22 protein-coding genes are annotated in these 17,602 nt (G+C 61.4%); 17 read left to right on the forward strand and 5 right to left on the reverse strand.

From position 1 onward, the window contains the following. Positions 1 to 227 precede the first annotated feature (227 nt). Entirely contained in the window at positions 228 to 899 is a 672-nt protein-coding gene (locus tag ACQ4V8_RS02535; protein WP_070346849.1) for a tRNA-uridine aminocarboxypropyltransferase, read from the forward strand. A gap of 80 nt (positions 900 to 979) precedes the next feature. Next, complete coding sequence (locus tag ACQ4V8_RS02540; RefSeq protein WP_436570830.1) at positions 980 to 2,167, forward strand: PA0069 family radical SAM protein; 1,188 nt, start codon at positions 980 to 982, stop codon at positions 2,165 to 2,167. A 175-nt stretch (positions 2,168 to 2,342) separates the two neighbouring features. Here the strand turns inward: ACQ4V8_RS02540 and ACQ4V8_RS02545 are convergent, their stop codons facing one another. Both ACQ4V8_RS02545 and ACQ4V8_RS02550 read right to left on the reverse strand, forming a co-directional pair. Beyond that, positions 2,343 to 2,933 (reverse strand): gamma-glutamylcyclotransferase, encoded by a 591-nt coding sequence (locus ACQ4V8_RS02545; RefSeq protein WP_436570869.1) that lies wholly within the window; start codon positions 2,931 to 2,933, stop codon positions 2,343 to 2,345. Between the two features lie 62 nt (positions 2,934 to 2,995). Then, positions 2,996 to 3,940 carry a LysR family transcriptional regulator gene (locus ACQ4V8_RS02550; RefSeq protein WP_436570831.1) on the reverse strand — a complete coding sequence of 315 codons (945 nt, stop codon included), beginning with the start codon at positions 3,938 to 3,940 and terminating at the stop codon, positions 2,996 to 2,998. A gap of 125 nt (positions 3,941 to 4,065) precedes the next feature. Here ACQ4V8_RS02550 and ACQ4V8_RS02555 point away from each other — a divergent pair, with 125 nt between their 5' ends. The 15 genes from ACQ4V8_RS02555 to ACQ4V8_RS02625 all read left to right on the forward strand — a co-directional run bounded on the left by ACQ4V8_RS02555 (position 4,066) and on the right by ACQ4V8_RS02625 (position 15,833). After that, on the forward strand, positions 4,066 to 4,599 hold the full coding sequence (locus ACQ4V8_RS02555) for a VOC family protein (RefSeq protein WP_010399784.1): 534 nt from the start codon (positions 4,066 to 4,068) through the stop codon (positions 4,597 to 4,599). Between the two features lie 61 nt (positions 4,600 to 4,660). Beyond that, positions 4,661 to 5,695, forward strand: a complete 1,035-nt coding sequence (locus ACQ4V8_RS02560; protein WP_010399783.1) for a fumarylacetoacetate hydrolase family protein — start codon at positions 4,661 to 4,663, stop codon at positions 5,693 to 5,695. A gap of 14 nt (positions 5,696 to 5,709) precedes the next feature. After that, positions 5,710 to 6,360 carry a maleylacetoacetate isomerase gene (gene maiA / locus ACQ4V8_RS02565; protein WP_010399782.1) on the forward strand — a complete coding sequence of 217 codons (651 nt, stop codon included), beginning with the start codon at positions 5,710 to 5,712 and terminating at the stop codon, positions 6,358 to 6,360. 147 nt (positions 6,361 to 6,507) lie between these two features. Continuing rightward, a complete protein-coding gene (locus ACQ4V8_RS02570) occupies positions 6,508 to 7,287 on the forward strand; it encodes a uracil-DNA glycosylase family protein (RefSeq protein WP_010399781.1) in 780 nt (259 codons plus the stop codon). A gap of 38 nt (positions 7,288 to 7,325) precedes the next feature. Further along, positions 7,326 to 7,877, forward strand: a complete 552-nt coding sequence (gene ybiA / locus ACQ4V8_RS02575; RefSeq protein ID WP_010399780.1) for a riboflavin biosynthesis intermediates N-glycosidase — start codon at positions 7,326 to 7,328, stop codon at positions 7,875 to 7,877. Positions 7,878 to 8,104: 227 nt separating this feature from the next. Beyond that, a complete protein-coding gene (iscR, locus tag ACQ4V8_RS02580) occupies positions 8,105 to 8,581 on the forward strand; it encodes a Fe-S cluster assembly transcriptional regulator IscR (protein WP_010399779.1) in 477 nt (158 codons plus the stop codon). A 42-nt stretch (positions 8,582 to 8,623) separates the two neighbouring features. Continuing rightward, positions 8,624 to 9,880 carry an IscS subfamily cysteine desulfurase gene (locus ACQ4V8_RS02585; protein ID WP_010399777.1) on the forward strand — a complete coding sequence of 419 codons (1,257 nt, stop codon included), beginning with the start codon at positions 8,624 to 8,626 and terminating at the stop codon, positions 9,878 to 9,880. 170 nt (positions 9,881 to 10,050) lie between these two features. Further along, complete coding sequence (iscU, locus tag ACQ4V8_RS02590) at positions 10,051 to 10,440, forward strand: Fe-S cluster assembly scaffold IscU (RefSeq protein ID WP_010399775.1); 390 nt, start codon at positions 10,051 to 10,053, stop codon at positions 10,438 to 10,440. A gap of 51 nt (positions 10,441 to 10,491) precedes the next feature. Next, a complete protein-coding gene (iscA, locus tag ACQ4V8_RS02595) occupies positions 10,492 to 10,812 on the forward strand; it encodes an iron-sulfur cluster assembly protein IscA (RefSeq protein ID WP_010399774.1) in 321 nt (106 codons plus the stop codon). Between the two features lie 66 nt (positions 10,813 to 10,878). Continuing rightward, positions 10,879 to 11,394, forward strand: coding sequence for a Fe-S protein assembly co-chaperone HscB (gene hscB / locus ACQ4V8_RS02600; protein WP_010399773.1), 516 nt, complete (start codon positions 10,879 to 10,881; stop codon positions 11,392 to 11,394). A 109-nt stretch (positions 11,395 to 11,503) separates the two neighbouring features. Continuing rightward, positions 11,504 to 13,384, forward strand: a complete 1,881-nt coding sequence (gene hscA / locus ACQ4V8_RS02605) for a Fe-S protein assembly chaperone HscA (RefSeq protein WP_436570832.1) — start codon at positions 11,504 to 11,506, stop codon at positions 13,382 to 13,384. Positions 13,385 to 13,455: 71 nt separating this feature from the next. Continuing rightward, complete coding sequence (gene fdx, locus ACQ4V8_RS02610; RefSeq protein WP_010399771.1) at positions 13,456 to 13,797, forward strand: ISC system 2Fe-2S type ferredoxin; 342 nt, start codon at positions 13,456 to 13,458, stop codon at positions 13,795 to 13,797. Between the two features lies 1 nt (position 13,798). Beyond that, positions 13,799 to 13,993 carry a Fe-S cluster assembly protein IscX gene (gene iscX / locus ACQ4V8_RS02615; RefSeq protein ID WP_010399770.1) on the forward strand — a complete coding sequence of 65 codons (195 nt, stop codon included), beginning with the start codon at positions 13,799 to 13,801 and terminating at the stop codon, positions 13,991 to 13,993. Next, complete coding sequence (locus tag ACQ4V8_RS02620; RefSeq protein ID WP_010399768.1) at positions 13,980 to 14,897, forward strand: class I SAM-dependent methyltransferase; 918 nt, start codon at positions 13,980 to 13,982, stop codon at positions 14,895 to 14,897. The genes iscX and ACQ4V8_RS02620 overlap by 14 nt, the downstream gene beginning before the upstream one ends. Before the next feature lie 177 nt (positions 14,898 to 15,074). Next, positions 15,075 to 15,833 carry an rRNA pseudouridine synthase gene (locus ACQ4V8_RS02625; protein ID WP_436570833.1) on the forward strand — a complete coding sequence of 253 codons (759 nt, stop codon included), beginning with the start codon at positions 15,075 to 15,077 and terminating at the stop codon, positions 15,831 to 15,833. Here ACQ4V8_RS02625 and ACQ4V8_RS02630 read toward each other — a convergent pair. From ACQ4V8_RS02630 to ACQ4V8_RS02640, 3 genes are all read right to left on the reverse strand, one after another. Continuing rightward, positions 15,830 to 16,258 carry a group III truncated hemoglobin gene (locus ACQ4V8_RS02630; protein WP_070346847.1) on the reverse strand — a complete coding sequence of 143 codons (429 nt, stop codon included), beginning with the start codon at positions 16,256 to 16,258 and terminating at the stop codon, positions 15,830 to 15,832. The two genes, ACQ4V8_RS02625 and ACQ4V8_RS02630, sit on opposite strands and share 4 nt — an antisense overlap. A 62-nt stretch (positions 16,259 to 16,320) precedes the next feature. Continuing rightward, on the reverse strand, positions 16,321 to 16,857 hold the full coding sequence (locus ACQ4V8_RS02635; RefSeq protein ID WP_010399762.1) for an RDD family protein: 537 nt from the start codon (positions 16,855 to 16,857) through the stop codon (positions 16,321 to 16,323). Continuing rightward, positions 16,847 to 17,602, reverse strand: coding sequence for a DUF3106 domain-containing protein (locus ACQ4V8_RS02640; protein WP_010399760.1), 756 nt, complete (start codon positions 17,600 to 17,602; stop codon positions 16,847 to 16,849). The genes ACQ4V8_RS02635 and ACQ4V8_RS02640 overlap by 11 nt, the downstream gene beginning before the upstream one ends.

Below are 17,602 nucleotides of genomic sequence, written 5' to 3' on the forward strand. Positions count from 1 at the left end.
TCCGACCCCTGTCCTGGTTCTTGGGCTAAAAATAGCATCACTAATACACTAACTGAACGGCATTACGCGCTAAGTGGCAGTTTTAAGTGGCAGTTTTAAGCAGCAGTTTCAAGCCTGCCGAGCAGTTTTCAGCAGTTGTTTTAAGTGGTCGTTCGCTCGGCCATTTCCACTGGCATGGCGCGGGCGCTACAATCGCGGCTTGAACAATCCCGCACACGCGCTCCGCCATGACTACCCGACGCACCTCCAGCCAGACCTCTGCAACGCCCTGCCACGCCGAATCGGCCAAACGCGAGCGCTGCCCGGTTTGCCTGCGTGCCGCCGCCAGCTGCATCTGCCGCTGGATCGCCCCCGTTTCCCACGCGGTGGACGTGCTGATCTTGCAGCATCCGCTGGAAGTCCACAACGCCAAAGGCAGTGCCCGCTTGCTGCACCTGAGCCTGTCCAACAGCCGTCTGCTGACGGGCGAGCAGTTTGCCCCCGAGACACTCGCCGCATTGCTGGCCGACAAGCATAATGTGCTGCTGTATCCGGATACGCCAGGCGATCGTTCCTTGGGCATCGCGCCGCCGCCTGCGCTCGAGATCGTCACCTTGCTTGATACGGCCCGCTTGCAACTGGTAGTGCTCGACGCCACCTGGCGCAAGAGCCGCAAGATGCTGTATCTGAATGCCCAGTTGCAACAGCTGCCGCGCTTGCCCCTGCGCGATACGCCTGCTTCCCATTATCTGATCCGCAAGGCGCATGCGCCAGACCAGCTGTCGACCCTGGAAGCGACATGCTATGCCTTGATGCAGTTGGAGCAGGACGCCCCCCGTTTTGTTCCCTTGATTTCTGCATTTGACGGCTTTGTCGCACAGCAGTTGAGTTATGTCATGGGGCATGCTGAAAAAGCGTGAAACGGTAGCACGCCAGCCCTTGATCTTGACCGCATCGCGGCATAGTATGCTGTATGTATATACAGTTAATGGGGCCGTTCATGAAAGCAATCATTCCTCTGCATGATGACAGCTTTTCCGGGCAAGCCATGTTGCCGCCGCCATCGCTGAAAGAGCACAAGGGGCGCGCTGCCGTGTCGAACCTGCAAGGGCGCTACGAGGCGCACGCGCGCGCCGGTTTCGATGACGGCTGGAGCGTGGGCGGCCTCGATGAACCGGACGCAGAGGCAGCGCCCCGCTGGAAGACGCAGGTCAGCGAGGAGCAGGCGCGCACCATCCTCACGCGTAATGTGTCACCCGATTTACCCTTTAATGTGTCGCTGAACCCGTACCGGGGCTGCGAACACGGCTGCATTTACTGCTTTGCCCGTCCCACGCACAGCTATCTGGGCCTGTCCCCGGGCCTGGACTTCGAAAGCCGCATCTACGCCAAGGTGAATGCGCCGGAACTATTGCAGCGCGAATTGGCCAAAGCGTCGTATGTGCCCGAACCGATAGCCCTGGGCGTCAATACGGATGCGTATCAGCCGTGCGAGCGCGAACGGCAACTGACGCGGCGCGTGCTGCAAGTGTTGCACGAGTGTGAGCATCCGGTGGCGCTGATCACGAAAGCGTCATTGATCGAGCGCGATATCGACATTTTGGCACCCATGGCAGCCAAGCGCCTGGCAGCCGTGGCTGTCACGCTCACCACGCTTGATCCCGCCATTGCGCGCACGCTGGAGCCGCGCGCGGCCGCTCCGGCGCGGCGGCTGCGCACCATCCGCAGCCTGACGGAGGCGGGCATTCCCGTGGGCGTGAGCATCGCGCCCATCATTCCTTTCGTGACGGAGCCAGAAATCGAGCAGCTGCTCGAAGCGGTGCGTGACGCGGGCGCCATCCATGCCCACTACGTGGTGCTGCGCCTGCCGTGGGAAGTGAGCCCCCTGTTCCAGCAATGGCTGGAAGTGCACTTCCCGGAACGGGCCCAGCGCGTCATGAATCGGGTGCGCGAGATGCGCGGCGGCAAGGATTACGACAGCGCGTTCGGCACACGCATGCGCGGCGAAGGCGTGTGGGCTGATCTTATCCGACAGCGCTTCGAGAAAGCCGTGCACCGGCTGGGGCTGCACGGCAAGGGCGGCCGCTTCAAACAGCTCGATTGCACGCAGTTCCGTCGCCCGCTGTTGGTGCCACCGTTGGCGGCGAGGCAGAAAGGGGGCAATGCGGGACAGCTCGATTTGTTTTAAGTTCAAGCATCGTCAGCGCTGATGCTGATGCTGATGCAGCAGGGTGGCACTGACGCACTGGAATGCGGGGGAGCTATCGCCCGTAGCAGGGGGAGCGCAGCCTGTCGCCGGGAATGGCGCGCCGTCGCCGGATAACCCTGAGACGCGCCCTGGACTCAGGCTGTCTCAGGCTGCCTCAGGCGCCGGAGGGCGCTGTGGCGTGGTCCTGTAGCTGTGCCAGATGTTGCTCGATGGCAAAGACGTGCGGATCACTCTTGCCCAGTTCGCGCAGGGCCAAGGCCAGGTGTAGCAGATACTCGCTGTTCGGGCCACTGGGGCCGTTTGATCGGGCGATCTGGCGTGCGATGTCGAGTTCCGATGCTGCCCCGAGGAAGGCGGCGTTTTCTTCATTCGCGATGTACACCAGGCCATCGGCCTTGCTGCCATCGTCGAAGCTGATCTCGCTGGCCAGGCGCAAATAACCATTCTTTTCGCGGTGGTCGAGGTGGGCGAAAACTTCGGGCGTGATCAGATAGGCCATGCCGTCGCAGATGGCGCCTGCCTGCGGCACGATGGTGGCGACCCTGCCCGGGGCCATCGGTGTGCCCCGATGATCGTGCGAGCCTTGCCAGAAGCGCCGCGTCCAGCCGGCGATGCTGGCGGGGCGCCGTTCAAGATAGGCAAAGTCGGCTTTGTAGATCAGCGAGCCATAGCCAAACAGCCAGACTTGCTCGCGCCCGTCGAATCTGTGCATGCGCTGGTTGATGGCGATGGTGGCGGCGTCGATAGGCGACAGGTGGTACTGGTCAGGCTGGGTCATGGTGCTGGCGCAAAAGGGGCGATACGCCATTATAAGGTGCCGCACGCCGGCAGCGCGTTGCGGGCCGCGCCCACGTTCCACTCGTGCGTCTCGACGAACTGGAATAAAAAGGCCATGAAGCTTTCGGCCGCCGGCGACAGCGAACGTCCCGTCTTCGTGTAGACGAAAAAGCGCCGCGTCAGTTCCGGCTCGTGCAGGGCACGCATCTGCAACTGGTATAGCTTGACCATCGGTTCTGCATACGGCAGGCACACCGTGATGCCGAGGTTGGCGCTGACCATGGCCAGCGCCGTCGTCATGAACGTGACTTCATTGTAGGCATTGAGCGACAGGTCGCGAAAGCTGCCGTGCATGTCGCGCAGCAAGCGTTCCGTGAACTGGCCCTGCAGCGAGATGAATGGGTAGTCGCCCACGTCGGCCCAGGTGACGCGCTCTTTTTGCTGCAGGGGATGGCGTTCGGGGAAGACCAGCACGAAGGACATTTCGAACAGCACTTGCGCGACGATTTCCGCTGTTGGATCGCGTTCGGGGCCGATGCCGAAATCGACCTCGCCGCTGAAGACGCGCGCCGATACGTTTTCCACGGGGCAATCTACCAGGCGCAACTGCACTTCCGGGTGTGCCTGGCGGTAGGCGGCGATCACTTCAGGCAGCAGGGTACATGCCATCATCTGTGGCGCAGCGATGCGCACCAGGCCTGTTTTCAGTGCCTTGCGCTGGGCGATGCCGGCCATGGCGCCATCGAGATCCTCGATCATCTTTTCAAACAGCGGATATAGTTCGCGGCCGATTTCGGATAGCTGTGTTTTGCGTGTACTGCGCTCGACCACGCGCACGCCGAGCACGTTTTCCAGTTCTTTGATCAAGCCGCTCAGCGCTGATTGCGTCACATGCAGGTATTCGGCGGCCAGAGTAAAACTGCCGGTCTTGGCCAGGGCCACGAAGGCGCGCATCTGTCGCAGGCTGGGACTCATAAGATAATCCGATAAATCAATGGTTAAAAATTGTTTGTATGATAGCTGTAACTCGATTCTAATGGTGAAAAGCGGAGCAACACGCCAGCCATCGCGCCCAAGGCGCCATCCATTGGAGATAGAGCATGAAGATTAAGCAAATCCACCACGTCGCCTACCGCTGCATCGACGCGAAGAAAACCGTCGAGTGGTACGTCAAGCATTTGAACATGAATTTCGTTCTCGCCATCGCCGAAGACCTGGTGCCGTCAACCAAGGCGCCGGACCCGTACATGCATGTCTTCCTCGACGCGGGCCAGGGCAATGTGCTGGCCTTCTTTGAGCTGCCGACGCAGCCGCCGATGGACCGCGATCGCAATACCCCGGCTTGGGTGCAGCATCTGGCACTGGAAGTGGCCAGCATGGACGAACTGCTCGCTGCCAAGGAGCGCCTGGTCGCTGCCGGCATCGAGGTGCTGGGCCCCGTCAATCACGCTATCTTTCAGTCGATATATTTCTTCGACCCGAACGGCCACCGCCTGGAACTGGCGGCCAACGTGGGCACGCCCGAGATGATGGAAAAACTGGACGCCGTCAAATGGGCAATGCTGGAAGAATGGTCGCAGACACGCCGCGCACCGAAGCACGCCGCCTGGATGCACGCGCCGGCTGAAGCGTGAGCGCAGCACGTCGAGCACGCCGCCTGACACCATCTGAACACTAAGCAAAACAAGGAACACCATGAAATTCGCAACTCTGAAAAACGGCAGCCGCGACGGCGCCCTGATCCTCGTTAGCCGCGATCTGCGCCAGTACCAGCGCGTGGCCGCCATCGCCCCCACCTTGCAGGCTGCGCTCGACAACTGGGACGCCGTCGTGCCGAAACTGGAACAGGCATACGCCGACCTGAATGCCGGCCACGCACCGGACGCGCAGCCGTTTGATGCCTGTCAGTGCCACTCGCCGCTGCCGCGCGCCTACCAGTGGGCCGATGGGTCCGCCTACATCAACCACGTCGAACTGGTGCGCAAGGCGCGCAATGCGGAAGTGCCAGCCTCGTTCTATACGGACCCGCTGATGTACCAGGGCGGCTCGGACAGCTTTATCGGTCCGCGCGACCCGATCTTCGCCCTGTCGGAAGAGTGGGGCATCGACCTGGAAGCGGAAGTGGCGGTCATCACCGGTGACGTGGCCATGGGCGCCAGCCTAGCCGAAGCCGCGAAATCGATACGCCTGGTGATGCTGGTCAATGATGTTTCGCTGCGCAACCTGATCCCGGGCGAGCTGGCCAAGGGCTTCGGTTTCTTCCAGTCGAAGGCGGCCAGCGCGTTTTCGCCCGTCGCCGTCACGCCGGACGAACTCGGCGCCGACTGGGCGGACAGCAAGCTGCACCTGCCGCTGCTGGTGGACCTGAACGACCAGCCCTTCGGCAAACCGAATGCGGGCGAAGACATGACCTTCAATTTTGCGCAACTCGTCGCCCATGCGGCCAGGACGCGCGAATTGGGCGCTGGCAGCATCATCGGTTCCGGTACCGTGTCGAACAAGCAGGGCAACCTGTTCGGCTCCAGCATCGAGAACGGCGGGGTGGGTTACTGCTGCCTGGCCGAAGTGCGCATGTATGAAACCATCGAACACGGCGCGCCGAAGACGGCGTACCTGAAGTTCGGCGATACGCTGCGCATCGAGATGCGCGACGCCGCAGGCGCCAGCATTTTCGGCAGCATCGAGCAGACCGTGGCCCGGTATGCCGGCAACAGCGCCGGCCACGCCTGAGGGGAGGGCGCGCCATGAAGCTGTACACCTATTTCCGCAGTTCGGCCGCCTACCGCGTGCGTATTGCCTTAAACATAAAGGGCATCGATTACGCCAGCATCCCCGTGCATCTGCTGCAGGGCGGCGGGCAGCAGCTGCTGCCAGCCTACCGCGCCGTCAACCCGTCGGCGCTGGTGCCGGCGCTCGATGACGATGGCGCCATCCTGACGCAGTCGCTGGCCATCCTTGAATATCTCGACGAGACGCGCCCTGGCGTGCCGCTGCTGCCGGTGGATGCGCTGGGACGCGCGCGCGTGCGCGCGCTGGCGCTGGCGATCGCCTGCGACGCCCATCCGCTGACGAATCTGCGCGTCTTGACATACCTGAAAAACACGCTTGGCCTGTCGGACGAGATCAAGCAGCAGTGGTACCGGCACTGGATGGCCGAGGGGCTGGCGGCCGTGGAAGCGCTGCTGGCGCAGAGCGATCCTGGCGCCGTGGGCCTGTTCTGCCACGGCGACGGCCCGACGCTGGCCGACTGCTGCCTGGTGCCGCAAGTGTTCAACGCGCAGCGTTTCGCCATCGACCTGACGCCTTACCCGCGCATTGCGCGCATCCATGCGCATTGCGCCAGCTTGCCTGCGTTTGCTGCTGCCCATCCAGCGCAGCAGCCTGACGCCGAATAGGAAGGATCTGCGTCAAACAGGTAAAAGCCCCGGCCAGCATGCAGGCCGGGGCTTTCTTATGCGCAATGGGTTTTGGCTAGTGATGCTTCGGCGATGCCAGCTTGCCGGTGCGCTACAATTTGCGTTTGCCCAAATCTTTCACGCCCAATGACCGTTACCACCATTCCTGCCAGCATCACCGATGCCCTGTCCCTGGCGCATGCTTCCTGGCATCCCATCCTGCTGCGCGGCTTGCATGCGGTGATGGCGGCCGACAGCGCCTATTTGCCGGCGCTGGCCGTCGATGATTACCTGCCGACGCAGGGCCGGCTGTTCGCCGCCTTTGCCTTGCCGCTGTCGCAGGTGCGCTACGTGTTGGTGGGCGAGGGGCCGTATCCGCGCGCCGCCAGCGCCACCGGCGTATGCTTCATGGATGGCGCCGTCGGCAGCCTGTGGTCTGCGACGGGCCTGTCGAAGCCCGTCAACCGCGCCACGTCCTTGCGCAACTTCATGAAGATGCTGCTGGTGGCAGACGGCCAGTTGCAGGCCGGTGACACGTCTGGCGCGGCCATGGCGCCTGTGGCGGTGGCGGCGCAGTTGCCGGGCTGTGGCGTCATCCAGACCTTGCCTGAATTGCAGCACAAGATGATGGGGCAGGGTTTCTTGCTGCTCAATGCGGCGTTGGTGTTCCGTGCCCATGTGCCGCCCGTACAGGATGCACGCGGCTGGCTGCCCTTCCTGCAAGTGGTGCTGGCGGCGCTGGCGCAGCAGGGCGGCGCGCCCATGCCGCAATTGGTGCTGTGGGGCAAGATTGCCGAGCTCGTCAAGCGCCTGCCGGTGGCGGCGCTGCTGCCCCAGGTGACGGCAGAACATCCGTATAATCTGTCTTTTATCGGCAATCGTGACATGCAGGCCTTGTTTGGCCCGATGCAACTATTGCGTGCTTGAGATTGAATTGACGCCGCTCTGGCGGAAGTGCAGGGAATATGCAAATCAGTAACGTGGAAGAATTGAAGGCGTGGATAGCGGCCGGTGGCGTGCCCGACTATCTGTATTTCTGGGGGCACACACCGGCGCAGCCGCAGGTGCCCGACAAAAGTTGCTTCAGCCAGTGGTTTCCGTCGCCGTTCAGCTTAGCTGGCGTGACCTATGCGACGGCCGAGCATTACATGATGGCGCAAAAAGCGGCCCTGTTTGGCGATACGGCGGTGCAGGCGCGCATCGTGGCGGCCGAGCGGCCGTCGGAAGTGAAGAAGCTGGGGCGCGAAGTGAGCAATTTCGACGCCAAGGCGTGGGAAGCGGCGCGCGCCGGCATCGTCTTCGATGGCAACTTTGCCAAATTTTCGCAAAAGGCCGCGCTGCGCAAGTTTTTGCTTGGTACGGGCGAGCGCGTCATCGTCGAAGCCAGTCCCGTCGATCGCATCTGGGGCGTGGGCCTGGCGTCGGACAATCCACGCATCGCTGACCCCGCGCGCTGGGACGGCTTGAACCTGCTGGGCTTTGAACTGATGAAAGTGCGCTCCGCCTTGAGGGGCTGATAAAGGGTGCTGAGAGCGCCTGTGATTTCCTCGCGCTTGCTTTCCTGAAGCCGCCGCGCCTGGCGCGGCCGATCATGCCCCTGCCAGCCCTGTGGTCATCGAGGGCGCTCTGACAAACCCCGCCGAATTTTGCTATACTTGACTAAATCATTCAACTACTCAGACCTTGAAGAGTTGATGAGCCGCAAGATTCTAAACCAGTTATTGAACAGTTGAGCCGAGGATGTATGCGTCTGACTACAAAAGGCCGTTTTGCCGTGACAGCGATGATTGATCTTGCCCTGCGCCAGGGCAAGGGGCCGGTCACTTTGTCTGGCATCAGTCAGCGCCAGTCGATTTCCCTGTCCTACCTGGAGCAGCTGTTCGGCAAGCTGCGCCGGCATGAAATCGTCGAGTCGATTCGCGGCCCGGGTGGCGGCTACAGCCTGGCGCGGCGGGCCGACAAGGTGACGGTGGCCGACATCATTATCGCCGTCGACGAACCGCTCGACGCCACACAGTGTGGTGGCAAGGAACATTGCCACGGTGCCGACTCGGCCTCGGGTGCGCGCTGCATGACGCATGAATTGTGGTCCACACTCAACGAAAAAATGGTCGATTATCTGGATTCTGTGTCTCTGCAGGACCTGGTCGACCAGCAGAGACAAAAGATTGCCGATCAAAGCGTGTTGGTAATACACCGTAACCACGCCGCCATTGGTTGACCATTATAAAATACTAAGTTGCTGATTGCATTGGAGTTATTGATGAACGCCCCTGAAAAAAACGTAGGCCAAGTGCACTTTGAAACCGCACCGCATTTTCCGATCTACATGGATTACTCGTCGACGACGCCGATTGATCCACGCGTCGCCGACAAGATGATTCCCTACCTGCGCGAGCAGTTCGGCAATCCAGCATCGCGCAGCCACATGTATGGCTGGACGGCTGAAAAAGCCGTAGAAGAGGCACGCGGCCACGTGGCTGCCCTGGTGAACGCCGATCCGCGTGAAATCATCTGGACTTCCGGCGCGACAGAAAGCAACAACCTGGCCATCAAGGGCGCGGCGCAGTTCTACAAGACCAAGGGCAAGCACATCATCACCGTCAAGACCGAGCATAAATCGGTGCTCGACGCGGTGCGCGAACTGGAACGCATCGGTTTCGAAGCAACGTATCTGGAGCCGCAGGACAACGGTCTCATTACCGTTGAACAGCTCGCTGCGGCCGTGCGCCCGGACACCACCATGGTGTCGGTGATGCTGGTGAACAACGAGATCGGCGTGATCCAGCCGATCGACGAGATCGGTGCGTTCTGCCGCTCGAAAGGCATCATCTTCCATTGCGACGCTTCGCAAGCGACGGGCAAGGTCGCCATCGACCTGCAAAAGAGCAAAGTCGATCTGATGACCTTCACGGCGCACAAAACCTACGGCCCGAAGGGCATGGGCGCCCTGTACGTGTGCCGCAAGCCGCGCGTGCGCCTGGAAGCGCAGATGCACGGCGGCGGCCATGAGCGCGGCCTGCGCTCGGGCACCTTGCCTACGCACCAGATCGTCGGCATGGGCGAAGCGTTCCGCATCGCCAAGGAAGAAATGGACAGTGAAGTTAGCCGCATCAAGGCCTTGCGCGACCGCCTGGCCAAGGGCTTGCAAGAGATCGAAGAAGTCTACATCAACGGCGACATGGAGCAGCGCGTGCCGCACAACCTGAACGTCAGCTTCAACTACGTCGAAGGCGAGTCGCTGATCATGGCGATCAAGGATATCGCCGTGTCGTCCGGTTCGGCCTGCACCTCGGCCAGCCTGGAACCGTCTTACGTGCTGCGCGCCCTGGGCCGCAGCGACGAACTGGCGCACAGCTCGATCCGCTTTACCATCGGCCGCTTCTCGACCGAGGCCGATATCGACTTCGCCGTGAACTTGCTGAAAACGAAAGTACACAAACTGCGTGAGCTGTCGCCCCTGTGGGACATGTTCAAGGATGGGATCGACATCAATTCGATCCAATGGGCGGCACACTAAAAGTACCTGACTAAGCTGCTGCGCGTCGCGATGTACGGCCTGCGATGCCTGCTGTGCTCAAGCACAGTTGCGCTTCTCGGCCACAAGCCACTTCGGCTCGCGACGGTTTTCAGGCACTTATTAATCCCGGTCCCTCAAGGGGCCGGCAAGAATATTAAAGGAGCATCAAAATGGCTTACTCGGACAAAGTACTCGATCACTACGAAAACCCACGCAACGTGGGCGCTTTCGACAAGGGTGATGACACCATCGGCACTGGCATGGTGGGCGCGCCCGCCTGCGGCGACGTGATGAAACTGCAGATCAAGGTCGGCGCCGATGGCCTGATCGAAGACGCGAAATTCAAGACCTATGGCTGCGGTTCGGCCATCGCGTCGAGCTCGCTGGTGACCGAATGGGTCAAGGGCAAGACGCTGGACCAGGCGCTGGCCATCAAGAATACGCAGATCGCTGAAGAACTGGCCCTGCCGCCAGTCAAGATCCACTGCTCCATCCTGGCCGAAGACGCCATCAAGGCAGCTGTTCTGGACTACCAGACCCGCCATCCAGTAGCCGCTTAAACGTTGGCAGCCCGCCCCAGCCGCAAGGCCGGGGTCGTTGCGGAGAATTACATGATCACACTGACCGAAAAAGCGGCGAAACATATCAACCGTTATATCGAACGGCGCGGCAAGGGCATGGGCCTGCGCTTTGGCGTGCGCACCACGGGCTGCTCGGGCCTCGCTTACAAGCTCGAATATGTCGATGAAGTAGCGGCCGAAGACAGCGTCTTCGAATCGCATGGCGTGAAGGTCTTCGTCGACCCGAAAAGCCTGCCTTACATCGATGGCACGGAACTCGATTTCGCGCGCGAAGGCTTGAACGAAGGCTTCAAGTTCCACAATCCGAATGAAAAAGACGCCTGCGGCTGCGGCGAGTCCTTCAGGATTTAAACAGCTGGCAAGACCCCGGTCGGTGCGCTGTACCTATCGATTGCGGTACAGCGACCACCGACAATTATGCAAAATCACTTCGAACTATTCCAGTTGCCGGCGCACTTCGGGCTCGACATGAGTGCGCTCGACGCGGCCTACCGCGACGTGCAGGGCAAGGTCCATCCGGACCGCTTCATCAACGCCAGCAGCGCTGAAAAGCGCGTGGCGATGCAATGGGCCACGCGCGCCAATGAAGCCTACCAGACCCTGAAGAGCCCGCAAAAGCGCGCGCAATACCTGTGCGAACTCCATGGTGTCGATTTACAGACGGAATCGAACACGGCCATGCCGCTCAGCTTCCTGATGCAGCAGATGGAGTGGCGCGAGGAACTGGGCGAGGCCCGGGCCGGCAAGGATGCCGACGCGCTCGACGTCTTGGACCGCCAGCTGCGTGGCGAGCGCAAGGCCCTGCTGGAGCAGGTGGCGGCCCAGCTTGACGCATACGACTATGCGAATGCCGCGCAAAGCGTGCGCGCCCTGATGTTCCTCGATAAATTCGGCGAGGAAGTGCGTTTTGCATACGAAGCCATGGAAGCCTGAATGGCCATCGCTTGACCCACGGACCAAGCGCCAGCCTGGCGCGCGTCTTATATAATGCACGACAGGCATCAGCTGCATCACGCAAAAAATTAATCGAGGCACGAATACAATGGCACTTCTGCAAATTTCCGAACCAGGCATGTCGACCGCGCCGCACCAGCACCGCCTGGCCGTCGGCATCGATCTGGGTACCACCAATTCCCTGGTCGCCACCGTGCGCAACAGCATTCCCGAGGTGCTCAACGATGAAGACGGACGGTCCTTGTTGCCTTCCGTCGTGCGCTACTTGCCGAACGGCCATGCGAACATCGGCTACAAGGCCTTGTCCGCGCAAACCACCGATCCGAAGAACACCATCGTTTCCGTGAAGCGCTTCATGGGCCGTGGTCTGGCCGATATCGCCTACGCGGAAAACCTGCCCTATGATTTCCAGGACACGCCTGGCATGGTGCAGCTGAAAACCGTGGCCGGCGTGAAAAGCCCCGTGGAAGTGTCGGCGCAAATCCTTGCCACCCTGCGTCAGCGCGCGGAAGACTCGCTGGGCGATGACCTGGTGGGCGCGGTGATTACCGTGCCAGCGTATTTCGACGATGCGCAGCGCCAGGCGACGAAAGATGCGGCGCAGTTGGCCGGCATCAATGTCTTGCGCCTCTTGAGCGAGCCGACGGCCGCCGCCATTGCGTATGGACTCGACAACGCCTCCGAAGGCGTGTACGCCGTGTATGACCTCGGTGGCGGTACCTTCGACATCTCGATCCTGAAACTGAGCAAGGGCGTCTTTGAAGTCTTGTCCACGGGCGGCGACTCGGCCCTGGGTGGCGACGATTTCGACCGCCGCCTGTTTTGCTGGATCAGCGAGCACGCCAAGCTGGCGCCCCTGTCGGACGAGGACACGGCGATCCTGATGGTGAAAGCGCGCGAAATCAAGGAAACGCTGTCGACCAAAGCCGAAACGATGATCGATGCGGCCCTCAATTCGGGTGAAGAGATCCACCTGCGCATCACGGCCACGGAGTTTGCCGCCATGACGCAGCACCTGGTGGGCAAGACCATGAACGCCGTCAAGAAAGCCTTGCGCGACGCGAGTGTGGATGCGGACGACGTCGATGGCGTGGTCATGGTCGGCGGCGCGACGCGCATGCCGCACGTGCAGCGCGCAGTGAGCGAATTTTTTCACACGACGCCGCACGCCAATATCGACCCGGACAAAGTGGTGGCGCTGGGCGCTGCCATCCAGGCGAACTTGCTGGCGGGTAACCGCGCCGCCGGCGACGACTGGCTGCTGCTGGACGTGATCCCGCTCTCCTTGGGTATCGAAACCATGGGCGGCCTGGTAGAAAAGATCATCCCGCGCAATTCGACGATCCCGTGTGCGCGCGCGCAGGAATTTACGACCTTTAAAGATGGCCAGACAGCGCTGGCCGTGCACGTGCTGCAGGGCGAGCGCGAACTGGTGAGCGACTGCCGTTCGCTGGCGCGCTTTGAATTGCGCGGCATTCCGCCGATGGTGGCGGGCGCCGCGCGCATCCGCATCACCTACCAGGTCGATGCCGATGGCTTGCTGTCGGTCTCGGCGCGCGAATTGCGCTCGGGCGTGGAAGCGTCGATCAGCGTCAAGCCCGCCTATGGCCTGGGCGACGACGATATCGCCCGCATGCTGCAAGATTCCTACACCTCGGCCGACGGCGACATGCTGGCGCGCGCGTTGCGCGAAGAGCAGGTAGAAGCGGAACGCATTTTGCTGGCGACGCAGTCGGCCCTGGACGAAGACGGCGGCTTGCTCGATGATGCGGAACGCGCGCTGGTAGATGGCTTGATGCACAAGGTGCGCGACGCCATTGCGCAATCGCAAGACGGCGCCATCGACCATCAAGCCTTGAAGCTGGCGATCGAAGCGCTGGCCGACGGCACCGAGGATTTCGCCTCGCGCCGCATGGATCGCAGCGTGCGCACTGCCCTGAAGGGCAAATCGCTGGACCAGGTCGTTTAGCACTAATTGACATGCGCGCCGTGTGCACTTGCTGCGGCCGCGCTCCGAATCATTGAAATTGTAGAGGTAATATGCCCCAAATCGTCATTCTGCCGCACGCCAAGCTTTGCCCCGACGGCGCCGTCATCGAAGCTCCTGCCGGCAAGTCCATCTGCGACATCCTGCTGGAAAACGACATCGACATCGAGCACGCCTGCGAAAAATCGTGCGCCTGCACTACCTGCCATGTGCTGGTGCGTGAAGGCATCGCCTCCTTGAACGAAGCGACGGAACTGGAAGAAGATATGCTCGACAAGGCTTGGGGCCTGGAACCCCAATCGCGCCTGTCGTGCCAGTCCATCGTCGCCGAGACCGATCTCGTCGTCGAAATTCCGAAATACACGATCAACCAGGTCAGCGAAGGCAGTCACTAACATGAAATGGTCCGATATTCATGCGATCGCCGAAGCGCTGTACGAGGCGCATCCGGACGTCGATCCCCTGAGCGTGCGTTTCACCGACTTGCATAACTGGGTGGTGGCACTGGATGGCTTCGACGATGACCATACGCGCGGCGGCGAAAAAGTGCTCGAAGCGCTGCAGATGGCGTGGATCGATGAAGCGCGCTAAGGGCGCGGCAGCCGCCGCCACCGCCGCCGCCGTGCCGAAAGACATCATCACGGCCGCCAGCAACATGCCCGAGATCAAGGATGGCCAGTCGGTCGCCTTGTTGCAGGAATTGCATATCCTGACGCGCGACGGCAAGATGAACCAGGACAGTCGCCGCAAGCTCAAGCAGGTGTACCACCTGACGCAGTTCATCGAGCCGCTGCTGCGCGAAGTGCAGCTCGACCACCCCGGCGTCTCCTTGGTCGACCATGGCGCCGGCAAGTCCTACCTGGGCTTCATCCTGTACGACCTGTTCTTCAAAAACGGCAACGACGGTTCGCACATCTACGGCATCGAGACGCGCGAAGAACTGGTGCAGCGCTCGCAAGAGCTGGCGAAGAAATTCAAGTTCCCCGGCATGTCGTTTTTACCGCTGTCCGTGGCCGAATCGACGCAATCAAACTTGCTGCCGCAACAGATCGACATCGTCACGGCCTTGCATGCGTGCAACACGGCTACCGATGACGCGATCCACTTCGCCCTGAAGAAGAAGGCGAAATTCATGGTGCTGGTACCGTGTTGCCAGGCCGAAGTGGCTTCCGTCCTGAAGAAGAACAAAGGCAAGAGCCTGGGCAAGAGTGCCTTGACGGAATTGTGGCGCCACCCGCTGCACACGCGCGAGTTCGGCAGCCAGATCACCAACGTGCTGCGCTGTCTGCAATTGGAAGCGCACGGCTACCAGGTCAGCGTGACGGAACTGGTGGGCTGGGAACACTCGATGAAGAATGAACTGATCATCGCCAGCTATAAAAACTTGCCGCGCCAGCGTCCGACCGAGCGCCTGCAGGAAGTACTGCAGACGCTGGGCCTGGAAGAGATGGGGCACCGTTTCTTTGCCGAGGAGTTGGCCAAGGCGCAGGCCTGATTGTTCGATTACGCGTTCCGCTAATCCAACTTACCGGATGAGCCACGTAGGTCGGATTGGCGCGGCAGCGCGTAATCCGACAAGCACCGGGCAATCAGCAACAACGTCAACAAGAGAGGAGGAGCGGGTCGGTTACAATACCGGCTCTCTCCTCCTTTTGCTTTTTGCGCATCCCCCATGACCACATCACACGAAATGCCCACCGTCCGCCTGGCCAAGCGCCTGTCTGAAGACGTGCCCTGTTCGCGCCGCGAGGCCGAGCTGTATATCGAGGGCGGCTGGGTCACGGTCGATGGCGTACCGGTGGAAGAATCGGGCGCGCGCGTGGCAGACAATCAAGTGGTGGTGCTGCTGCCGAATGCGACCCTGGAAGAAATGCCACCGGTGACGATCTTGCTGCACAAGCCGGCCGGCATCAATGGTGGCGTCGGTGGCGAAGGCAAGCCGGCGCTGGCCTGTTTGCGTCTGGAACAGTTGTTCACGCCAGAAAACGTGCTGCCCAGCGCCGTCACGCGCTTTCTCAAGCGCCACCTGATCGGCCTGAGCATCACCAATCCGCTCGACACCATGGCATCGGGCTTGCTGGTATTTACGCAAGATTTCCGCGTCGCCCGCAAGCTGGTTGACGAGGCGAAAACGGTAGAGCAGGAATTCATCGTGGAAGTCGCCGGCAACATCATGGAAAACGGCCTGGCGCTGCTCAATCACGGCTTGCCGTTCAATGGCAAGCCTTTGCCGCCGATCAAGGTCAGCTGGCAGAACGAGACGCGCTTGCGCTTCGCCCTGAAAAACGTGCAGCCGGGCCAGATCGCCCATATGTGCAAGATGGTGGGACTGGACGTGGTCGCCATGAAGCGCTTGCGCATCGGGCGTATCCCGATGGGCGCCATGCCCGTGGGGCAATGGCGTTACTTGCAGGGTTACGAAAGATTTTAAAGCTGCGGCGCCACGATGGTGTGGCTTTCCGCAAAGCTTTTCCATAGCCGTTCGGCAATATTCAAGGCGATGGTGTCGGCCTTCTCTTGCAGGGCCGGCTGGCCCATGCTCTCGGTTGTCGCGAAGAATAGTGTCAGCCAGCGGCGGAACATGCACGGAGTCAGGTTTTTCATTTGCGCGTGCTGGGCCAGCGGCTTGCCGTGATAGCGCATGGTGCCGCGCAGCAAGCCTGACCAGAAATCGACCAATGTTGCCAGATGGACATTCCAATCCTTGACCTCGGCGGCAAAGATGGGGCCCAGCATGGCGTCGTCGCGCACGGCTGCATAAAAGGTGTGGACGAGATGCTTGACGTCGTCTTCGCTGCACACTTCCACGCGGTCGATGGCGAGGTGTGTGTGGGGGAGGGGGGAGGTATGATTCATGCTCGGCATGATCGCAGAGCCCCCGTGGCGCTTCAATGATGCAGGTCAAGCCGCATGAAAACTCAGGCGGCGACTTTTTTCGACTTCTTTGCGGGGGCCGGTAATTGCACCATCTGCGTGCCTGCCAGCTTGTCGTGCAGAAATTGCCCATTGCCCGTCAGCAATGCCGTGGCAGACCAGGCCAGGATGCCCACGCCGATGGCGCCCAGGGCCGTCCAGTGCTGCAAATCGCATACATACGATACTAGCAGGGCCGGCAGCAGCCACATCCATGACAGCAGGTAGCGGTAGGTGGCGACGCGCAGCGGGACGTGGGCGTGGCCCGCCATCACCAATTGCAAACGCCACGTCTTCATGGCCAGGGTTTGCCCTTCGCGGCTCCATTGATGGATGAAATACGCACCCATGACAAGGAAGGCCAGGCACTGGCGCAGGTGTTCAGTCAACGGCGTATGTGCGCCCTGCACGGCCAGTTCAAACAGCAGGAAGGGCAAGAACAGCACGGCCAGGGCCAGCAGCGACTCGTAGACCATGGAAATGAGGCGGCGCTTGATCGTGGGGTGGGACGTGATGCTGGTGGCGGGCGTGCTATTTGGCATTGGTCGGCAATGGGGCGGGCGTGGCAGGGGGTGTGACGGGCGCCGAGGCTGCAGCTGTGGCAGACTCGGCTACCGGCACGGCGGCTGCCGCAGGCGGCAGGACGGGTGCGACGACGACGGGCGCTGGCGGCGTGAGGGGCGCCAGCGGCGCGGCCGGTTTGCTGGTGTTGGAATTAATCGCCGGCACTTTTTCCAGCGGCTTCTTCGGCACCAGTTCCGTCGCCAGCTTTTTCTTTTGATCTTCCGGCAATTGCTGGTATTGCTCCCACTGCGCGGTTTTTTGACCAGGATCAATCTTTTTCGTGCGCGCATAGTTTTCGCGCACCAGGCGGCGCTGTTCCGGCGTCAGCTTGACCCATACCCGCATGCGTTCGTGCACGCGGGTTTGCTCGTCGGCGGACATGGAGGCAAAACGCTTGGCAATGTCGAGCCATTTCTGCTTGCGCAAGGCTTCCAGTTTGTTCCATTCGCCCGCCAGCGGCTGCAGCGCTTCCTGTTGCGCGATTGACAGCTTGTTCCAGGAAGGGTTCTCGCTGCCCTTGGGCGGCGTGCCGCCTTTGCCCGACGTGCTGGGCGCGCCGGGCTTCGCTGCCGGGGCCGGCGCAAGCACGGGCGCCGCCGTGGTGGCAGGGGCGGCGGGCAGGCGATGTTGCTGCACAGCTAACCATGCGGCGCCAGCCAGGGCGCAGGCGCCCAGGCCGATGCCGCCGGCCAGCCAGCTTTTGCGTGCGCTCAAGCGTGCCAT

Source organism: Janthinobacterium paucivorans (assembly GCF_051380805.1).
Taxonomy (GTDB): Bacteria; Pseudomonadota; Gammaproteobacteria; order Burkholderiales; family Burkholderiaceae_D; genus Janthinobacterium; species Janthinobacterium lividum_D.

Coding starts and splice junctions, on each gene's coding strand:
- ACQ4V8_RS02535 (WP_070346849.1), top strand. CDS start 228: ATGACTACCCGACGCACCTCCAGCCAGACCTCTGCAACGCCCTGCCAC.
- ACQ4V8_RS02540 (WP_436570830.1), top strand. CDS start 980: ATGAAAGCAATCATTCCTCTGCATGATGACAGCTTTTCCGGGCAAGCC.
- ACQ4V8_RS02550 (WP_436570831.1), bottom strand. CDS start 3,940: ATGAGTCCCAGCCTGCGACAGATGCGCGCCTTCGTGGCCCTGGCCAAG.
- ACQ4V8_RS02555 (WP_010399784.1), top strand. CDS start 4,066: ATGAAGATTAAGCAAATCCACCACGTCGCCTACCGCTGCATCGACGCG.
- ACQ4V8_RS02560 (WP_010399783.1), top strand. CDS start 4,661: ATGAAATTCGCAACTCTGAAAAACGGCAGCCGCGACGGCGCCCTGATC.
- maiA (WP_010399782.1), top strand. CDS start 5,710: ATGAAGCTGTACACCTATTTCCGCAGTTCGGCCGCCTACCGCGTGCGT.
- ACQ4V8_RS02570 (WP_010399781.1), top strand. CDS start 6,508: ATGACCGTTACCACCATTCCTGCCAGCATCACCGATGCCCTGTCCCTG.
- ybiA (WP_010399780.1), top strand. CDS start 7,326: ATGCAAATCAGTAACGTGGAAGAATTGAAGGCGTGGATAGCGGCCGGT.
- iscR (WP_010399779.1), top strand. CDS start 8,105: ATGCGTCTGACTACAAAAGGCCGTTTTGCCGTGACAGCGATGATTGAT.
- ACQ4V8_RS02585 (WP_010399777.1), top strand. CDS start 8,624: ATGAACGCCCCTGAAAAAAACGTAGGCCAAGTGCACTTTGAAACCGCA.
- iscU (WP_010399775.1), top strand. CDS start 10,051: ATGGCTTACTCGGACAAAGTACTCGATCACTACGAAAACCCACGCAAC.
- iscA (WP_010399774.1), top strand. CDS start 10,492: ATGATCACACTGACCGAAAAAGCGGCGAAACATATCAACCGTTATATC.
- hscB (WP_010399773.1), top strand. CDS start 10,879: ATGCAAAATCACTTCGAACTATTCCAGTTGCCGGCGCACTTCGGGCTC.
- hscA (WP_436570832.1), top strand. CDS start 11,504: ATGGCACTTCTGCAAATTTCCGAACCAGGCATGTCGACCGCGCCGCAC.
- fdx (WP_010399771.1), top strand. CDS start 13,456: ATGCCCCAAATCGTCATTCTGCCGCACGCCAAGCTTTGCCCCGACGGC.
- iscX (WP_010399770.1), top strand. CDS start 13,799: ATGAAATGGTCCGATATTCATGCGATCGCCGAAGCGCTGTACGAGGCG.
- ACQ4V8_RS02620 (WP_010399768.1), top strand. CDS start 13,980: ATGAAGCGCGCTAAGGGCGCGGCAGCCGCCGCCACCGCCGCCGCCGTG.
- ACQ4V8_RS02625 (WP_436570833.1), top strand. CDS start 15,075: ATGACCACATCACACGAAATGCCCACCGTCCGCCTGGCCAAGCGCCTG.
- ACQ4V8_RS02630 (WP_070346847.1), bottom strand. CDS start 16,258: ATGAATCATACCTCCCCCCTCCCCCACACACACCTCGCCATCGACCGC.
- ACQ4V8_RS02635 (WP_010399762.1), bottom strand. CDS start 16,857: ATGCCAAATAGCACGCCCGCCACCAGCATCACGTCCCACCCCACGATC.
- ACQ4V8_RS02640 (WP_010399760.1), bottom strand. CDS start 17,602: ATGGCACGCTTGAGCGCACGCAAAAGCTGGCTGGCCGGCGGCATCGGC.